The 17,634-nt window shown below is 54.7% G+C and carries 13 protein-coding genes; 1 reads left to right on the top strand and 12 read right to left on the bottom strand.

What is annotated here, in order from left to right:
* Positions 1-16: 16 nt before the first annotated feature.
* Positions 17-1,678: a nitrogenase molybdenum-iron protein alpha chain gene (gene nifD / locus QEH52_RS12365; protein ID WP_308950832.1), complete on the bottom strand. Its 1,662-nt coding sequence runs from the start codon at positions 1,676-1,678 to the stop codon at positions 17-19.
* A gap of 98 nt (positions 1,679-1,776) precedes the next feature.
* The gene (gene nifH / locus QEH52_RS12360) at positions 1,777-2,601 is read right to left on the bottom strand and encodes a nitrogenase iron protein (RefSeq protein WP_345785470.1); all 825 of its coding nucleotides are present in this window, start codon (positions 2,599-2,601) and stop codon (positions 1,777-1,779) included.
* A gap of 419 nt (positions 2,602-3,020) precedes the next feature.
* Between nifH and QEH52_RS12355 the strand changes: the two genes are divergently transcribed.
* Positions 3,021-4,643 (top strand): sigma 54-interacting transcriptional regulator, encoded by a 1,623-nt coding sequence (locus QEH52_RS12355; RefSeq protein WP_308950828.1) that lies wholly within the window; start codon positions 3,021-3,023, stop codon positions 4,641-4,643.
* Positions 4,644-4,685: 42 nt separating this feature from the next.
* Here the strand turns inward: QEH52_RS12355 and QEH52_RS12350 are convergent, their stop codons facing one another.
* The 10 genes from QEH52_RS12350 to QEH52_RS12305 form a co-directional block, all read right to left on the bottom strand.
* Positions 4,686-6,563: an ankyrin repeat domain-containing protein gene (locus QEH52_RS12350; RefSeq protein WP_308950827.1), complete on the bottom strand. Its 1,878-nt coding sequence runs from the start codon at positions 6,561-6,563 to the stop codon at positions 4,686-4,688.
* Between the two features lie 100 nt (positions 6,564-6,663).
* Positions 6,664-7,773: a molybdenum ABC transporter ATP-binding protein gene (locus tag QEH52_RS12345; RefSeq protein WP_308950826.1), complete on the bottom strand. Its 1,110-nt coding sequence runs from the start codon at positions 7,771-7,773 to the stop codon at positions 6,664-6,666.
* Positions 7,770-8,450 (bottom strand): molybdate ABC transporter permease subunit, encoded by a 681-nt coding sequence (gene modB, locus QEH52_RS12340; RefSeq protein WP_308950824.1) that lies wholly within the window; start codon positions 8,448-8,450, stop codon positions 7,770-7,772. Before modB ends, QEH52_RS12345 begins: the two co-directional genes overlap by 4 nt.
* Positions 8,451-8,454: 4 nt before the next feature.
* Positions 8,455-9,285: a molybdate ABC transporter substrate-binding protein gene (gene modA, locus QEH52_RS12335; protein ID WP_308950823.1), complete on the bottom strand. Its 831-nt coding sequence runs from the start codon at positions 9,283-9,285 to the stop codon at positions 8,455-8,457.
* A gap of 129 nt (positions 9,286-9,414) precedes the next feature.
* Complete coding sequence (locus QEH52_RS12330; RefSeq protein ID WP_308950821.1) at positions 9,415-10,314, bottom strand: PfkB family carbohydrate kinase; 900 nt, start codon at positions 10,312-10,314, stop codon at positions 9,415-9,417.
* Positions 10,311-11,300 (bottom strand): sodium:calcium symporter, encoded by a 990-nt coding sequence (locus tag QEH52_RS12325; protein ID WP_308950820.1) that lies wholly within the window; start codon positions 11,298-11,300, stop codon positions 10,311-10,313. Before QEH52_RS12325 ends, QEH52_RS12330 begins: the two co-directional genes overlap by 4 nt.
* An 80-nt stretch (positions 11,301-11,380) precedes the next feature.
* A complete protein-coding gene (locus QEH52_RS12320; protein WP_308950819.1) occupies positions 11,381-12,556 on the bottom strand; it encodes an SO_0444 family Cu/Zn efflux transporter in 1,176 nt (391 codons plus the stop codon).
* Between the two features lie 129 nt (positions 12,557-12,685).
* A complete protein-coding gene (locus QEH52_RS12315; RefSeq protein WP_308950818.1) occupies positions 12,686-14,122 on the bottom strand; it encodes a nitronate monooxygenase in 1,437 nt (478 codons plus the stop codon).
* A 127-nt stretch (positions 14,123-14,249) separates the two neighbouring features.
* Entirely contained in the window at positions 14,250-14,987 is a 738-nt protein-coding gene (locus QEH52_RS12310; RefSeq protein WP_308950817.1) for an SWIM zinc finger family protein, read from the bottom strand.
* Positions 14,984-17,623 (bottom strand): DEAD/DEAH box helicase, encoded by a 2,640-nt coding sequence (locus tag QEH52_RS12305; RefSeq protein ID WP_308950816.1) that lies wholly within the window; start codon positions 17,621-17,623, stop codon positions 14,984-14,986. The genes QEH52_RS12310 and QEH52_RS12305 overlap by 4 nt, the downstream gene beginning before the upstream one ends.
* Positions 17,624-17,634: the final 11 nt, after the last annotated feature.

The raw sequence follows: 17,634 nt of genomic DNA, 5'->3' as shown, positions 1-17,634 counted from the left end.
GGTGGTTCGGTTTTAGTTAAGCGTTGACCGGTTCTGGGTCGGCTTCGGCTGCAGGTGCTTCGTCGATGTCCTGCCAAGGCGCGCGGGTGAGTTTCCAGATGTTGGAGGAAGTCATACGGTCAATTTCCTTGAAGAAATTGATGGCTCCCTTGAAGCCGGCATACGGGCCACCGTAGTCGTAGGAGTGCAGCTGCTTACAAGGCACGCCCATCTTCTCGATGACATATTTATCCTTCACGCCGGAGCCGATGATGTCGGGCTTGTAGAGTTCGATTAACTTCTCCAGTTCGTGGTGCGAGATGTCGTCGATCACCAACGTGTCTTTTGCCATTTGGCGCATCATGCCCTCGTAGTCTTCGAAGGTGAATCCAGCTTCTTCCAGTGATTTCTTACGCTCGGCATGGCTCATGTTGTAGCGTTCCGGATCGGCTTCGACTGTGATCTCTTCGATGTTGCGGCTGTCCGCATCGACTTTAATACTAGGTAAGACGTCGCGGCCTTCGTAGTCATCCCGGTGGGCGAACTCGTAGCCAGCGGCGATTACTTGCATGTCCATGTCGGTGAACAGATCCTGATAGTGGTGTGCACGGCTACCACCCACAAAGAGGGCAGCGGTCTTGCCGGCAGTGCGTTTTCTCACATCTTCCACAACGGGGCGAACCTCCGCCATCTCCGCGGCAATGACTTCCTCAACCTTGTCGATGAGTTCCTTATCGCCGAAGTATTCTGCAATCTTACGTAGCGACTTCTTGGTGCCTTCGATGCCGATGAAGTTCACCTTAAACCATGGGATGCCGAACTTCGTTTCCATCATTTCCGCCATGTAGTTGATCGAGCGGTGGCACATCACCACGTTGAGATCTGCCATGTGGCAATTGGTGATGTCGTCGTAGCTGACCCCGCCGGAGAGCGTGCCAATAATCTTGATACCACAACGGGCAAAGATGCGGTCGATCTCCCAAGCATCCCCGCCGATGTTATACTCACCGAGGATGTTGATCTTATACTTCGCTTCAACCGGCGTGTCGTCGAGACCGATCATGTGTTTGAACACACCGTTGTTGGCGATGTGGTGACCGGCGGATTGGCTGACACCCTTATAACCTTCGCAAGAGAATCCGAATACATTGATGCCCAGCTTTTCCTTCATGTTGCGGCAGACCGAGTGAATGTCGTCACCGATCAGACCCACCGGGCAAGTGGCATATACGCTGATCGCCTTCGGCTTGAACTCGTCGTAGGCCTCTTGAATCGCAGCGGCGAGTTGTTTCTCACCACCGAAGACGATGTGGTCTTCTTGCATGTCGGTGGACATGCTGTATTGCAGATAATTCGTTTCCCCCTCCTTGCGGATCTTGTTCATGTTCCGGCGGGAGAGCCAACTATACCAACCGCAACCGATTGGGCCGTGTGTGATGTGAAGCACGTCGTAGATGGGGCCGATCACCACACCCTTACAACCGGCATACGAGCAGCCACGTTGCGTGATGATGCCAGGCACGGTGCGGCTATTGGCGCCGATCTCCGCAGGTGATTTTGGGTCGGTGTTGACCAACATTTGCTTGCCGCGCTTGCGGAGCGTTTTCTTGGGATAGGCTTCGAGCATTTGCTCGCGCGCCTCGGCCGCACTAGGGCCGTGTGGCCCCATCGGCGATGGATTTTCTTTTTCTTCAGACATGGTTATTTAATGGCGAATGAATGATTGATGATGGCAGAGTTGCTGATGACAGGTGGGGGGATGAGAAATGTCGGTATGGTCCATACCCCGTCTCGGTCTTATTCAAAAAGGCCATATTCCATGAGGAGTTGTTCGAGCTCTTCGATTTCCAAGGGACTTGGGATGACGCGCATTTCGTTGGCATCGATCTTACTTGCGAGCGCACGGTATTCCGCTGCTTGCTCGCAGTCCGCATTCCAATCGATCACCGTCTTGCGATTAATTTCAGCGCGTTGCACGTCGTTGTGACGTGGCACGAAGTGAATCATCTTAGTGCCGAGGCGGCTGGCGAACTCTTCGATCATTTCCGCTTCACGGTCGCAGTTACGACTGTTGCAGATGAGACCACCGAGGCGCACGACGCCCGTTTCTGCGAATTTCAAGATACCCTTACAAATATTATTAGCCGCATACATCGCCATCATTTCACCGGAGCAAACGATGTAGATCTCTTCCGCCTTACCTTCGCGGATCGGCATGGCGAATCCACCGCAGACCACGTCCCCGAGCACATCGTAGAAAACGTAATCGAGCTGATTCTCTTCATCGTATGCGCCGAGCTGTTCCAGCATATTAATGGAAGTGATGATGCCGCGTCCGGCGCAACCCACGCCAGGCTCCGGGCCGCCTGATTCCACGCAAAGCGTTTCAGAGAAACCGCCTGAGCGAATATCTTCCAGTTCGACGTCTTCACCTTCTTCGCGTAGTGTGTCGAGCACGGAGCGTTGAGCCAAGCCGCCTAGCAGTAGGCGAGTGGAGTCGGCCTTAGGATCGCATCCGACGACCATGACCTTCTTGCCCATTTCTGCCAGAGCAGCGACCGTGTTTTGTGTTGTAGTAGATTTTCCAATACCACCTTTCCCGTAGATAGCGATTTTACGCATTGCTTTTTCAGCGACCTTTTCAGCCGTAGGTTGTTCAAGTGTTGTGACCATTGTTTGTATTTATTTTTGAGTGATGATTGCTTGTGACTCGGTAGCAGTCATAACAAGCTACATGCCAATAAATGTTGTGCATTCGTAAGTGCTTTGCATTCAGTAGAATGTAATTTTATTAAAATTCCTTAGCAGGATTTTTACGTTTTGGGCGCACTCACAGCCCTGCGATTTCCTACATTTAGGTAGTGCGGTCGCTGTGAATCCTACAAATATGTAGGATCGCAGCCGGCGGTGTTCAGTTGGTGGCTAACAGTGTGTATTATTGTCTGTTGTAGCGGGTCTAATTGCTTGTTTAAATTGCGGCAGATCTTGTACAAAAAGCTCAGTCCTGGCGGTCAGGCATTCTTTTAGCTGCATTGAGGACAATGAGTTTTGCTACAAAATGTAGAGGTAAGGAATGCGATCTAGCGATCGACGGACCCTCGTCGGAGATCTTGGATCGTGGATTTGGTGTGCATTGTCGTTCGGTGCAGGAATTGAGCTTACTTTTTGCCGTCAGTCAGACATTAGATAAGAGCTTTGATCTTTCGGAAATAGTGAAGCCGCTGCTGCGACGATTACGTGATATGATGGGGATGGAACGCGGTATGATCGCGATTTTGAATCGCGATGATGGGCAGATTTTACTCTCGGACGCGATCGGTGTGCCACGCGCCGTGCCAGCGTCGCAGTATTTCGACCTGATCCATCCTCTACTTCAGCGTACCGTGGAAAAAGCAGCTCCGGTGATTACGCCAAATTTTCGCGAGTGGGTTTCTGAGAAATCTGAACGTGCACAATTATCGCACGGCCTTGAAATCGATGCCGCTACAGGACTGATCAGTGTGCCACTCAAGTTTGGTGAGAAAGTAATTGGCACCTTGAGTGTTGAGCGCCCGCGCAATTCGCGTCAGGGTTGGGAGGCGGACTTGCGTCTACTGACGATGATCGCCTCGGTCATCGCACAGGCCGCGCGTTTGCGGCAAGATGCGGCTGAGCAAATTCAAAGTCTACGACGCGAAAATACACGCCTGCAAGAGGCCATGGCGCAGGATTTCCGTCCGAAGAATATGATTGGGACGGCCGATTCGATGCGTTCGGTGTATTACCACATCGAACAAGTCGCGCAGAGTAGCACGACAGTATTGATCCGTGGTGAGAGCGGGACCGGCAAGGAGTTGGTGGCTAAAGCCCTGCATGAAAAAAGCGACCGTCAGAACAAGTCATTTGTGAAGGTGAACTGCGCCGCACTGCCGGATTCGATCATTGAGAGCGAGCTGTTCGGGCACGAAAAAGGCGCTTTTACTGGCGCGCTTTCCATGCGTAAGGGGCGCTTCGAGTTAGCCAATCGAGGCACGATTTTTCTGGATGAGATCGGTGACATTTCGGCCTCTACTCAGGTCAAACTCTTACGTGTATTGCAAGAGCGTGAGTTTGAGCGCGTCGGTAGTCAGGAGACGATGCAAGTCGACGTGCGCGTGATCGCCGCCACCAGTCGAAATCTCGAACAGATGATCGCGGATGGAAGTTTTCGCGAGGATTTATACTACCGACTCAATGTTTTTCCAATTTACATGCCCGCTTTGCGGGATCGGAAGTGTGATGTGATGTTGCTCGCCGATTTCTTTATCGAAAAGTTCGCCCAACGGCAGGGCGTAAAGCCGATGCGTATCTCGTCCGCTGCGATAGATTTGCTCGTCAGTTATCACTGGCCGGGCAATGTGCGTGAGATGGAAAACTGCATGGAACGTGCGGTGCTGCTAGCTAAGGGGCAGTCGATTAAAGCCCACCACTTGCCGCCCACCTTGCAAAAGAAGTCGGCGAAGGAAACCAGTGAAGTCTCTACATTAGAAGATGCGATGGTGGCCTTGGAGCGAGAGATGATCATCGATGCGCTCAAAGACACTGGTAGTAATATGGCAGAGGCGGCGCGTCGACTCGGTTTGACGGAGCGCAAGATGGGGCTGCGCGTGAAGAAATACGATATAGAATTGAGCCGTTATAAGTAGCTTGGAGCTATTGGCGGTTCGATTTGGGAAGATGTTCGACGTTCATTCGTTTGCTGTCCACTTGCTTTCTGCGGCTTGGAGTTCTTGGGAGAGTTGGTAAAAGCCGGCGCGTTCGGCGATGATCGCGGCCGTGCGGCCGGGGAGATTCTTAGTCGTTGGATTGGCTCCTGCAGCTAGTAGTCGTTGGCAGCGGTCTGCATTGCCTGCGCTCGCTGCGTTCATCAAGGGCGTGTAGTAGGGCTTTTTCTTTCTGAGTTCTTCTTGGGTGGCGTAATTGGGGTCCAGACCTTCTTCTAGAAAGTAGTCGACCATGGCTTCGCGTGACTTGTGAAATCCACTGTGCACATGTCCGAGTGGGCTGCGGCCACTTAAATCGCGGACGTTTAAATCGAGGCCGTATGTGCGCAATTTACGGATCAAGGTCAGGTTGCGTTTATTGATCGCATTGAAGAGGATGTGCTCTCCATTCATATCGGTCGCGTTGGGGCTGGCTCCGGCATCGAGTAGTTTGTAGGCTTCACTATATTCCCGTCGATAGATGTGGTAGACGAGCTGTTCATCCAGCGATAATTGATCTGGTTCCCACTCAGGAACCCCGTGGTTTAGTAGGGTTTGAATGAGGCTTTTGCTGTTACGATATTTGGCAGCCATCATTGGTGTGAAGCCGGCGTTGTCTTTGAGTGTGGGGTCGCCATTATAATCGAGCGCGATTTGTAGCATGCTGGCTTTGCCATGGCGGACGACTTCGTGCAGCATGGTTTCGCCACGATTGTCGGCAATGTTCGGGTCGGCGCCATGCTCTAGCAGAAACACGGTATATTCGTCGGCCTTATTGTAATTATGGGCGCGTCGATTGATTACTTTGAGTAGAGGAGTGTTTCCATATGCGCCGCGGGCATTCACGTCGGCTCCGTTTTCGACTAAAAGGCGGATCGCTTCGTAATGACTGGAAATACAAGCCATCCACAAGGCAGAATTACCACCCGCTGTGCGAATCTCTAAGTCGGCGCCTCGGTCGCAGAGCAATTTCAACACGCGCAATTCACCACTGGTGGCGGCTTCCGCGACTGCAGTATACTTGTTGCGGCCTTGCACATTGATCGGCATGCCCGCGCGCAGGTAGAGTCGGACGACTTCTTCGCGACCTTCGCCAGCGGCTTGCACAAAGTCGATGGCATTGAAATCGTAGCCTTGTAGCCCAAGCACCTGTAAAATACTGATCAGCTCGTCTTCGTGTAAGTGAGCTTCTCCCTCAAGCTTACTAAGCTCCGAGAGTGGACGTGAAAATGTGGGCCGGGCGCTGATGAGCGCCTGTGACTGATCGGCTGTGGCTTGTTCTTGTACGCTCGCGATCAAGGGATTTTCGGGGGCCAATGGATCGCCCAGTAGGGATGCCAGGTGTGTAATGCTGGCCTCGTTTTGTGGACTCGGGGCAGTCAGTTCTATCAGCGATAGAGCGCTCACTGCGACGGCGCCCTCTAGGCGGCGTAGTACGATATGCTTGGCATTGGGGTATTCCGAGAGTGGAATGACTAAGGAGGTGAGCGATGCCTCGTCTACGGTGGTTCTTGCGGCCAGTAGATCGACCGCGAGTGTACGTTCGTTGGCATCATAAAGTTGTACTGCGATGTTGGCAGTGCCTTGACTGAAAAAGCTGAGAGCGAGGTCGTGTGTGAGTTGGTTGCGATCGAGTGAAAGATAGAGTCGCCCAATTCCAAAGGGCTTGCTGGCATCTAGTTGCCAGCCAAATTCTGGATCAAACTCTCCGCTGGATTCGGTGATCTCCTCGAGCCAGTCGGGGAAATTGCCTTGTTCTCCATCGAGCTTTCTGAGGTCGAGCTCGAAGTAATTAGGACTTTGTGCAGAGGCAAACAGCGCGCTTAGGCAGAGTAGGAAGATAATTGGGGCATGGGATCGCATGCGTTAGTTCATAACGGTCTATTGTTTTTATCAAGAGTGAACTGTCACTGATTGACTGACCGTTTAGAGGGCTTGTGAGAGCATATGCTTGAGTCGTATTTTAATAGATACGCGCCGCATTGGTCTTGAAGACGATGTAGACTTGCATTTTGGGTGCGAGTTCGAGCTCTTGCACGGCGCTGGCCGTTAGTTCTGCGGCGAGTTCGGTCTGGGCGGCGTCGTGTAATTTGACGATCACTAAGCAGGCGGAGGGGAGGCGTTTTATGCGCTCGATGCGGCAGGCTATGATGTTGCGCGCGGAGATGTCGACAGGGGGCGTTCGTGCGATCAGTAAGTCGCTGGCGGCGATCCCAATTCTGATTGGGTGTTTTGTGTCTTTCTTCTTGCTGTCTGGAATTGGAGGCAGAGCAATCGTTTGAGATGTAGACTTCGCTTCGATCAAATATGCGATGGTTTGTTCTGAACTTTGCTCCATTAGGTCCAGCTCTAATATGTTTTCGAAGGCCGTCGCGATGCCGGGGTAGATGTTGGCTTGGGTGAAGACTTCCATCGGACTGCCTTGTGAAACAGCTTGGCCGCGCTCTAGCACGACGACTTCTTTGCAGAGCAGTTGTAGTTCGATCGGGTTGTGAGATACGATGAGGATGGGGAGGCTCAGCTCTTCACGCACACGCACTAAAAAGGGGAGGATTCTTTGTTTGAGCGAAGCATCGAGTGAGGCCATGGGCTCATCCAGCAGTAAGAGCTCGGGCATGGCGCAGAGTGCTCGGCCAAGGGCGACGCGTTGACGCTCGCCTCCGGAAAGTTGCTGAATACGACGTTTTAATAAAGGCTTGAGCTCCAATATTTCGACTGCTTCCTGAAAGCGCGTCGCTCGCGCCTCAGCCTTGATATGTTTTTGTGGTCGTCCAGCGAGTAGGTTGCGTTCTACGTTCCAGTGTGGAAACAGGCAGTGGTTTTGAGGCACGTAGCCTACGCCGCGCTCAGCCGGATCCAAGTCGATCGAGTTTGTTGTATCCAGCAGCACATGCGAGCCGCAGCGAAGGTAGCCGGAGGCCTTGCGTAGGCCTGCGATGGCTTTTAAACAGCTGCTTTTTCCGCAGCCCGACGGGCCAAAGAGGCCGAGCACTGGGCTATTGGATTGGAGTGCGAGCTGCAGATCAAACTCGCCCAGATTCAGCTGAAGATCGAATTCGTAAAACGCTTTCATTGTAGGCCTTTCTGGTGCCTAGATTTGGGGCGTAGGCAGATCTCAGTGAGAAAAATCGCTGCGAATCCGACCGTCAGAGCAATGGCGACCAGTAGTAATGCCCGTTCATCTTCGCCCGATTGTTGTGCGCTGTAGATCGCGGAGGCCAGAGTTTGAGTTTTGCCCGGAATATTGCCTGCAATCATCATGGTGGCTCCGAATTCACCTAAGGAACGAGTGAAGCCCAATAAGATGGCGGCCAGCAGGCCTTTCCAAGCCAAAGGGAGCGTGACTTTGAGGAAACTTCTCAATCGGCTGTAACCGAGGGTGCGTGCCATCTGCTCTAATTCCGGGTCGACTTCTTCGAAACTGACACGAGCGGTTCGTATTAATAGTGGGGCAGCCATCACACTGCAGGCAAGCACCACCGCCTTCCAAGTGTAGAGAATGTCTAGGTCGATGTATAAGTTATCTCGGCCCAAGAGGCCGTGGTCCGCTAGTAATTGAAGTAGCAAGAAACCGACTGCCGTGGGAGGCAGTACCATGGGCAAACTGAGTAGAGTTGATAGAATGCGATGGCCGAAGAATTGATGGCGTGCTAGTAGATAAGCGATTGGGAGGCCAGGTATAGCCACCAGAACTGTGGCTGTACTCGCCCAAAGCACAGTCGACAGGATGATTTCTATGGTGGTTGACATGCGCTTAGTCGAGGCGTGTGAGCGAACGGTTTATCGGAGTAAAGCCGTATTTCTCGACTACCTGCTGGTTTTGCTTCGATTGAAGATAGTTTAGAAATGCAGTCGCTGTTGCCGCATGAGGACTGTTGTTAATGACTGCTCCGTAATAGTGGATAGGAGCGGTGGCCTCTGTTGGGATTGTATGCAGCAGTTGCAACTTGTTCACTTGCGTGAGGTAGTCAGTGAGATAGACGATTCCAATCATGTCACGGTTTGCTTGCACGCGCGCAAGGGCAGCATGCGCATCCGTGGCTGGTATCACTCGTTCTTTGACTGCTTCCCATGCGTTGCTTTCTCCGCAACTTAGACTTTGCAACCAAGCGCGCGCATATTGACCGGCTGGGACGTAATCGGGATCGCCTATAGAGATGCGAGTTGTTGCCATTGTTGTTGCGTGGCAGATGTCTAGCGGTTCCATCGTTTGGATTGGAGCGTCTGTGTGGCTGACCAATACCAGTTGATTGGCAAATAAAGCCTGCGCGCTTGTGCGATCCACCGCGTTTGCTTCCAGAGCTCGTTGCATCCATTGTTGATTGGCGCTGAGGTAGATCTCGCCGCGCGGAGCGGCGATTAATTGACGTGCTAGAGCTCCTGAACTGGCAAAGTTATAATTAATACTGAGATTATGCTTTGCGCTGAAACGATCCCCTAATTCGCGAACCATTGCACTTAGACTGACGGCTGCATGAATGGTTATTTCTTTCTGCTTGCTGGTGCCCGCTGAAGGCTCATTTGAGCAGGCACAGACCGAGAGTAATAGAAGCAGCAAAGGGATTACTTTTAGAGGTGCACACATGAGAATGAGGTGGAGCAATATGTGTGCCCACGGTGCTTGCTGTCCATCTTCATTATCAGTAGTTCTAGCAAGAATAAGCCCGTCAATTGCGCTTTGATCAATTATTAATACGACAGCATCATTGTCTAATTATAGTCTGCAAAGTGCGTCCACTTGTTTTCGTTTTGGTAGTGCGTTGCGTGCACCTGCTTTTAGGCAGGTCAAAGCTGCGGTGGCGCAGGCGCGTCTGAGATTTTCGCGTAGCGGCATGCCTTGTGCGAGTCCTAGTGCGAAGGCGCCGTGAAAGGCATCGCCTGCTCCGGTGGTGTCGACGGCTTCGATGTCGAAGGCCGGCATGTGGTGCTGGCCCTCCTCATCTTGCCAATAAACACCCTCAGCGCCCCAAGTCACTGCGGTGAACGGCGCCGCACCGTCCAGTGAGGCCAGTGCCGAGCGTGGCGCGTCTTCTCCACTAAACTGACGGGCAAATTTCTCTGAAGTGATCAAGTAGTCGACCTTGTTATAGAGCAGTTGAGTACCGTCGTTGATCGAGCCGGCATCCAACACACTGGGTATGCCCAGGCTCCGTGCCTCGTCTACCAGCTTTAACGAGAGGAGTGGTTGGTGACCATCGACCAATAAGACACGGGCGGGGCTGCTGTGCAGGCTTATGCTGTCATCGGGGGCGAGTGCACTGGGTGCACGATAATCTATAATCGAGCGTTGGCCGTCTGGCTTAATGGTGACAGCAGCCACTGGGGTGGGGGCGGCGGCGCGATGGACGCCGCTGCTTTGGACGCCCGCTTCGATCAGCTCGCGCAGGTGGGATTCACCAAAGGCGTCGCTGCCTAAATAGCCGGCAAAAGCGGCATTGCCTCCCAGGCGTGCGATCGCCACGGCTGCGTTGGAGGCGGGGCCGCCACCGCAGCTATGCATCGACAAAGCACGCACTTTTTCGTCCGTTCCAGGGTGGTGGGGTGCTGTGAAGTTAATGTCGACACAGGCGTAGCCCACGCAAAGCACATCAATGATGGGGGAGTTCGTTGTCATAGCGAAAACTGTATAAAGAGCGCATACGCATAGACGGCGAGTAGGCCGGCCGCCACTAATTTGGGTAATTCCTTGAGCAGTTGTAGGCAGAGCAGGTGCACCAGTGCGAGCGCGGATAGGAATAGCAGGCCGTCTAGTAAAAATGTCGGCAATGCCAGAGGTTTGAAGATCGCACACAGAGCGAGGCAAAGCGGCATGCAAATATGAGCGTCGCTCAGTTGCGAGTGGTAGACCGCGTCCGCACGTAGTTGGCGCGCGTAGTGCCAGGCTAGCATTGCATTGGGCAATAGCATGAGTGCTCCCGTGAGCAGGCCTAGCTGTTGGATGCTGAAGAAGCCTGTTTCTTGTGCCATGAGCGTCGTGACGATACCATCGACGGCGAGTAGGCTGATAAAGCCACCCACCAAAATGAGTAGGCCATCGAGCACGCTCAGAGGGATACTTACAGTGCTTGCAGCAGGTGTTCGTTTGAGCGCTTGAAAGATTTGTAGGCATTGCCACAGGGCAAAGAGACCTAGTAGAGCGAAGCCTTCGTTACGATCGATCTCGCCATCTTGCCCCAGCTGCCAGGTGGCCAGGCTTAAGAGTATGAACGTGACACAATTCAGTATGAACGGGCCGCGGATTGTGGGGGATGCTGGCGACGATTTTTTGCTCTGTGCGTCCGGAATGAGTTTAAGCCCCCAGAGGAGCGCGGGTAAGGCCAGCATGAGGCTGAGACTCGTGAGATTATTTGTCCATAGGTTGAGGGGGATCGCTTCGGTGGGGCCGTCGATTCGGAGCAGCAGCCAGACTAAGCATAGGTTTCCCCATCCCGTGGCATAGGGCAGTAAACCGGCACTCAGGACGGCACTGCTGCGGCCGCGTTGCGCCATCGCATGCAGACGCCACAGAATGAGCCCGGAGCTAAGAGTATAGAGCGCAAGCAAAGCCCAAGGAGTCCAGTCTCCCGCGAATTCAGCGATCTTTGTGTGTAAATATTCCAAGCCGCCAAGCTGAGTCGTGGATACGTGAATCGCAAATAATTATTCATTTCCAGAGGCTTCATCAATGAAGCCCCTAGGTCTTAGCCTGCACAGCAAGACTTTGTGGTCTGCTGGCGGCTTTTCCAATACGAGAAAACCAGCAAGCCGATCAGCAATATACCGGTGGCATGTTGCCAGAGGCTGGGGTGCATGCTGCCGTGCGCGTGCATGGCGCTGGCATCGGCATCTTGTTTGAGGGCAGAGTTTAATAACCAGCCAGCCAGCCAAGAGATCAGCAAGAGGCAGAGTAGGTAGATCGCGGTGGCGCGCCGGCCGAGCATCTTCCATACGGTGACGATGGTGGCGGTATTCGTTGCAGGGCCTGCAATCAGAAATACCAAGGCTGCGCCGGGCGAAAGCCCCGCTGCCATGAGTGCATAGGCCATCGGGATGGAGGCGGTCGCACATACGTAGAGTGGTAGGCTGATCGCTGTCGCGAGTAAAAAGGCCAGCGGGCCAGTGCTAAAGGAGCCACTCAGTAGGTCGGTCGGCAGCAGGGTGGTGATCAAGCCAGCTAGCACTAGACCGATGATCAAGGATGTGGCTAAGTCGGAGGGCAAGGTGACGAAGCCGTAGCGGAGTGCATCTATCGGCTTGCGCTTGGGCTCGGGGCGACTGGAGCAACATGTGCCTAGTTTGGCAGTGGTGTCAGTTTGGTCTTCGGGGGCGGTACTGATTAAGGGGCCGGTGGGCAGTCCCATGGTTGGGGTGTGCGTGGGGGGCGCCAGTGAGAGGGCGGCAAAATTTGCACTGTTCGGCACCACCACAGGTTTTATTGAGGCGGCGGGGGTGCTGGGCGTATCTTTACAAAAGAGCTCAATGATGTAGCCCGTTAAGATTCCTGTTACAAAGGCGACTGCGATGCGCACCATGGTGAAGAGTCCACCGAGCAGGGCGTAAGTTGCCAGAATGCTGTCGATGCCCGTCTGCGGGGTGGAGCTGAGGAAAGAGGCGGTGGCCCCGCGAGTGGCTCCACTTTTGCGCAAGGACGCGGCGACTGGAATGACTGCGCAGGAGCACAGGGGCATGGGCACTCCCAGTACACTGGCTTTGATGACGCCGCCCAGTCCAGGTTTACCCAGCCAATGTTGCACGAAGTCCTTGCGTATCAAGATATGCAGCAGTCCCGCAAAGGCGAAACCGAACAATAGATAGGGGGCCATTTCGGCCACCATGTCCCAGGTATTCCGGGCGAAACTTGTGATAAAGTTATTCATCCTTTATTCAGAGATCAGAAGTCAGAGATCAGAGATCAGGCAACAGAAGCTAGTCAGCGCTCATCTGTATTCTTGATTGGATTCACGTTTGAGTTTCCTTGCTCGTCGTCCGCGTCAGATCCAGACAGACTATATCTGGCTGAGCAGTTCTTTGATCACATCCTGTGAAGAGTAGCTGGTTGTTTCCCAATTTACAAAACGGCTGAGCTTGGTGACATCATCACCACTGGTCACCATGGCTGGCTCTTCGCCGCCGTCTTTATATTTTTGTGGCATGCCGATGGCTGCCATCAAGCCATTGCATAGGCATTTGCGACCGACCGTATCTTCTTCTTTGCCGCCCTTTTTGATGTAGTCTTTGACCGGCTCAGAGGGGCAGCGATAGCCGATGGTGGCGTCGGCTTTTTTGTAAGGATGACGCAGATAGCATAGGTCGCAAATACGCTTGCGCGATTCATAGACCTCGGGCTCGAAGAGGGTGCCCTCCAGATTGACGACTTTAAATGGAAAGCCTGTCGGCGAGCCGCGAGAGTCGGTGAAGATTTTAGCCTCACCGGTCTTTACCTTTTCGAGCACACGTTTCTTGATGGATGCATCAAAGCCAGACTCATCACAATAGGCGAAGGCTGTGCCGACTTGGATGCCGGCCGCACCAGCGGCCAATGCATCTTTTAGCCCCGTTTCGGAGGAGCCGCCGCCTGCGAGCCAAAAGGGGATGCCCATCTTGCTGAGCTGAGCCAGGTTGGCTTCATCCTTGGGGCCATAGATCGGTTCGTCATTTTCGTCCAATTTCATGCCGCCGCGTGGCGGCGCATTGTGGCCGCCGGCGATGTGGCGCTCGACGATGAAGCCGTTGACTTTCCCCGTCGATTTTTTAGCCAAAGTGAGGGCTAATACATTGGAGGAAATAATGGGAAAGAAATCGGGCCGTTTGAGCTTAGGGAGCTCAATGTCAGGGAGGTGTGAGCGTATCCACTCCAGTGGGTCGAAGCGGCTGAAGTATGCATCGTCTTTGTCGGCGTCTTCTACGTTGATACGCATCTCCACTGGCTTCCACTCTGCGAGCGAGTCCAAAATGCCAGGAATCGTGCGAGGGATGCCGGCCCCCATCAGGACGTTGTCCACGCCCGCGAGCATGGCGCCAAACATGGAGGTCAAATTGGGCAGTTGAATCTTTTCCAAATAATTCACGCCGACATGGCCATCGTGCCCTTCTTTGGCAAGGAAGACTTCGACGAAGTTAGCTGCGATCGCGAGATCCATCGCATGGCCGGTGGGATCGATGCGGAAGCCAGGGATCAGGCGGAGCGGCTTTTCCGTTTGCTCTGCCTGTGATTTGTAGTAGCGCCCTAAGATGCGTTCTGCCACTGCGGGCACTGGGAAGGCGGCCAAGCCCCGGCGCATGTGGCCCCCAATGTCGCCGAGTTGTAGGCGTCGCACCATGACTGTGTCTAGGGCGGTGCCGGAGATCACGCCCAGTTGTCCAGCCGAAGCTACCGAATTAGCGAGTTTCCAGTCAGAAACACCTGCACCCATACCGCCTTGAATTATTTTTGGAAGAAACATAATTAACTTAAATATTAGACCTTAGTAGACTCTGCTGACTATAAGTTCCAAACTCAATCAAGCAAGCGGCCTCTCGAATATTATTCCTATAGGGGGAGTGGGCTGTGTAGCTGCTTGGCGGGAGCAGTTACTGTGATTCGTCGCCTTCCGCGCTCAGGCCGAAGACATCGCTGACGGCGTCGTCGGACAAGGTGCGGCGGCGAGAACGGCGGCTTCCGCGCGCGATGCCTGATTGCGCGCTGTCCAAGTGGATCAGCTCGCTCTGATCGACGCCCCGGAGTTTGAAGAGTAGCTCGGGGCAGTCGTCGAGTCGTGCGCCCACGCCGTAGAGCACGGCGGCCACGTGTTTGCACATGTCGGCCCAGTCGGGGCAGTTGCAGTTGAAATGAATCTGCTCTGGCTGGGGGAAGAGCCCGCTGGCGGGATGGGTCACTACGCGCATGATCTCGTCGGATAGCTTGCCCTGTAGCAATTCGATCAGGCTGGCGATCTTACCTTGGCAAGCCTGCTTGACCGCGGTCCATTGCTCGGGGGGCAGGGGGTCGATCTCGATGCTGAGTTCGTAGAGCTCGGAGCCGTGCACCATGGCTTCGATCCTGCCAGGCTCGATGGAGAGGTGCAGGATGGCGCCGTTGCGCAGGTAGCTGCGGCCGCGTGGCAGGCGACTGTCGTAATCGCTAAAGGACTCCAAGTGGCGGCACCAGCTGCGCCCCCAGAAGCTGCTGGCGATTTTTTGGCGGCTCTTGAGCTCGCCCAGCGGCTTTAGCTGGTAGCCTTCTTCTGCCAGTTCTTTCGCTTTTTGGGCCGCGAGGCGCTTGCGCTCTGCGACGCTCAGATAGCGGGGGGATTCGTCGTCCCAGCTCATGATTGGGTGGATTGGCTCAGGTCGAGGCGGACGAAGTCCATTAGCTCATCGTTGTTCATATCAGTGAATGCTTTTTCTGCACTGCCGCTGGTCAAGATCTGATTGGCAGTGTTTTGTTTTCCAGAGATCAGTTTGTCGATTCTTTCTTCCAGCGTGCCTGTGGTGATGAACTTATGCACCAAGACGTGGCGCCGTTGGCCAATGCGAAAAGCGCGGTCGGTGGCCTGGTTTTCAATGGCGGGGTTCCACCAGCGGTCGAAGTGAATGACATGTGAGGCAGCTGTCAGATTGAGTCCCGTGCCGCCGGCCTTGAGAGAGAGTATGAAAAAGGGCGGGCCGTCTTCGCGTTGAAAGCGCTCGACCATGCTTGGGCGCTCTGTAATCGGGGTGCCGCCATGCAGAATGAGTCCGTTGCGGCCGAAGACCTCGGCCAAGCAGGCTTCGAGTGGATCGGTGATTTCTTTGAACTGTGTGAAAATGAGAACTTTTTCGCCGCGCGATTCAATCTCACTGCAAAGCTCGGCGAGTCGGGTGAATTTTGCGCTGTCTTTGGGCGTGTAATCGCCGGTCTTAGTGAGTTGGTCGGGGTGGTTGCAGATCTGCTTGAAGCGCATCAGGTAAGCGAGCACCAGGCCCTTGCGCTGGATGCCCGCGGTGCTTTTGAGTTCCGTCTCTAAAGTTTTGGCTGTCTGCTGGTAGAGTTTGGCCTGCTTCGTGGAGAGGCCGCAGAAGACCTTCATCTCGGTCTTATCGGGCAGGTCGCTGATGATACTTTTGTCAGTTTTGAGCCGACGCAGAATATACGGAGCCACCAGCCGGCGTAGCGGGGCGTAGTTCTCGCCGTCGCCGGAAGCTAGGGATTTGGCGAACCGTTTAAATTGGTTGGCGTTGCCGAGCAGGCCGGGATTGAGGAAGTCGAAGAGTGACCAGAGGTCGCCGAGGTGGTTCTCGATCGGCGTGCCAGTGAGGGCGAAGCGCGCGTGGGCCTGCAGTTGGCGCACGGCTTTGCTCTGATGTGTGCTGTGGTTTTTAATTGCCTGCGCTTCGTCCAATACCACCCAGTGCCATGCGACTTTGCTGAGCCAATCGAGGCGCGAGAGCATGCCGTAGGTGGTGATGATCAAATCGTATGCGCCCTCGGCGAGTCCTTCGGCGGAGTGTCGCATCGCGTCGCTGGCCGCGGAAGAGCGGTGGGCGATTCCGATCCGAAGCGAAGGTGCAAATTTCTGCGCTTCGCGTTGCCAGTTCCCAATCAGAGAGGCGGGAACCACCAGTAGGCTCGGGGGCGTGTCGGGCAGCTCGGCTTGTTTGCGCAGTAGGGCGGCCAGCACTTGAATGGTCTTTCCCAGTCCCATGTCGTCGGCCAAGCAGGCACCCAGACCTGTCTGCGCACAGAACCAGAGCCAGTTGAGCCCTTTTTCCTGATAGGGGCGTAAGGTGGCCTGCAAGGTTTCAGGTGGTGCCGTTCGCTCCGGATTGCGCAACTGATCAAGTGTTTCCTGGAGCCAGTCGCCTGCCTGGGCGAAGGCCCATTCTTGGCTGCCTTCGCTTTCCGCTTCCTGACTCAGGTCGGCGGGCGCGCCTGCCAATAGACGCATGCCCTCGATCAAGGAGAGGCCACCTTGTGCTGCGACTGCCTGCCAGTGCTCGAGGGCTTGCTGCAGTTTGGCGCGGTCGACTTCGATCCACTGCCCACTCAGTAGCACCAGACCATCTTCGCCGGCGAGCAGCTGTTCTATTTCCGCTGCCGAGAGTGGCACGCCATCGATTACGACCTCCAATCTGAAATCCAACAGCGCGTCTTTGCCGACGGAGCTGCGCTTTTTTTGTCCCAGCGTCGCGCTCACTTGAGGCCGCTTGCCGCGCTTTTTCCACCAGTTCGGTAGGCGCACCAGCAGGCCTGCATCTTCGTAGATGGGCGCATTTTTCAGAAAGCGGAAGGCCTCTTCCGGTAGCCAGACCAGCGGGTGGAAAATGTCGCCCGTCTCGATTAATTCGTTGAGGAAGTCGCACTGCTGCGCGGCCGCATGTAGCGGTGAGAGCAGCTTTAACAGTGCGCCCTTATCTTGCGCGCCTGCGTATTCTTGCAGCGCTTTGCCGAGCGGGAGCTGTTGCACTTGTCCCGAAGCAGTGAGCCCCGAGGCGTAGGAGGCCATAAATGCGAAAGGATACTCGGGGTCGCTCTTGTTCTCGGCGAGGTGTAGGGTGACCCGCCCGACACGTGCCCAGCGCGGCGCATGCTCGGCTAGAAAAGGGGCCAGCCCATCGCGGGCGATTTGTGCTGCGGCCCAGTCGTTCAGCCGTTGCCAAATCGCCAATAGACAGTCGCTCGAGAGGTATTCCGCCCCCCGCATGGGCGGCGCGGTGAGTATGCGCTCGGCCAGTGTGCTTGGATCCGGGGCGGGAATATTGACCGTAGTGCTTGTTGTCTCTGGTAGGTGACAAAATGCGCGGATAAAAGATTCCGTGAAGGCTTTCCAAAAATGGACCGAGGCATCTAGGTCGCTGGGGAGTTTATGTCCTGCAATCTGAAACAGCCCGGCCGACTCGGAGTCGCTAAAGGCTTCGAGTGACGCCGCCACGGGGCGCTGCGCGATGACGAGTCCGTGCGGTGTGAGTTCTAGTTGGCTATGCATTGCAGGGGCGC

The organism is Thalassobacterium maritimum, from assembly GCF_031127805.1.
Classification (GTDB): Bacteria; Verrucomicrobiota; Verrucomicrobiia; order Opitutales; family Coraliomargaritaceae; genus Thalassobacterium; species Thalassobacterium maritimum.
The sequence above is the reverse complement of the archived record's forward strand: the minus strand, read 5'-3'. Positions and strand labels throughout refer to the sequence as shown.

Excerpts from the sequence above, each read along its gene's own strand:
- modB (WP_308950824.1), bottom strand. The coding sequence starts at position 8,450 with ATGTCAACCACCATAGAAATCATCCTGTCGACTGTGCTTTGGGCGAGT.
- QEH52_RS12350 (WP_308950827.1), bottom strand. The coding sequence starts at position 6,563 with ATGCGATCCCATGCCCCAATTATCTTCCTACTCTGCCTAAGCGCGCTG.
- nifH (WP_345785470.1), bottom strand. The coding sequence starts at position 2,601 with ATGCGTAAAATCGCTATCTACGGGAAAGGTGGTATTGGAAAATCTACT.
- QEH52_RS12320 (WP_308950819.1), bottom strand. The coding sequence starts at position 12,556 with ATGAATAACTTTATCACAAGTTTCGCCCGGAATACCTGGGACATGGTG.
- QEH52_RS12305 (WP_308950816.1), bottom strand. The coding sequence starts at position 17,623 with ATGCATAGCCAACTAGAACTCACACCGCACGGACTCGTCATCGCGCAG.
- QEH52_RS12345 (WP_308950826.1), bottom strand. The coding sequence starts at position 7,773 with ATGAAAGCGTTTTACGAATTCGATCTTCAGCTGAATCTGGGCGAGTTT.
- QEH52_RS12310 (WP_308950817.1), bottom strand. The coding sequence starts at position 14,987 with ATGAGCTGGGACGACGAATCCCCCCGCTATCTGAGCGTCGCAGAGCGC.
- QEH52_RS12355 (WP_308950828.1), top strand. The coding sequence starts at position 3,021 with ATGAGTTTTGCTACAAAATGTAGAGGTAAGGAATGCGATCTAGCGATC.
- nifD (WP_308950832.1), bottom strand. The coding sequence starts at position 1,678 with ATGTCTGAAGAAAAAGAAAATCCATCGCCGATGGGGCCACACGGCCCT.
- QEH52_RS12315 (WP_308950818.1), bottom strand. The coding sequence starts at position 14,122 with ATGTTTCTTCCAAAAATAATTCAAGGCGGTATGGGTGCAGGTGTTTCT.
- modA (WP_308950823.1), bottom strand. The coding sequence starts at position 9,285 with ATGTGTGCACCTCTAAAAGTAATCCCTTTGCTGCTTCTATTACTCTCG.
- QEH52_RS12330 (WP_308950821.1), bottom strand. The coding sequence starts at position 10,314 with ATGACAACGAACTCCCCCATCATTGATGTGCTTTGCGTGGGCTACGCC.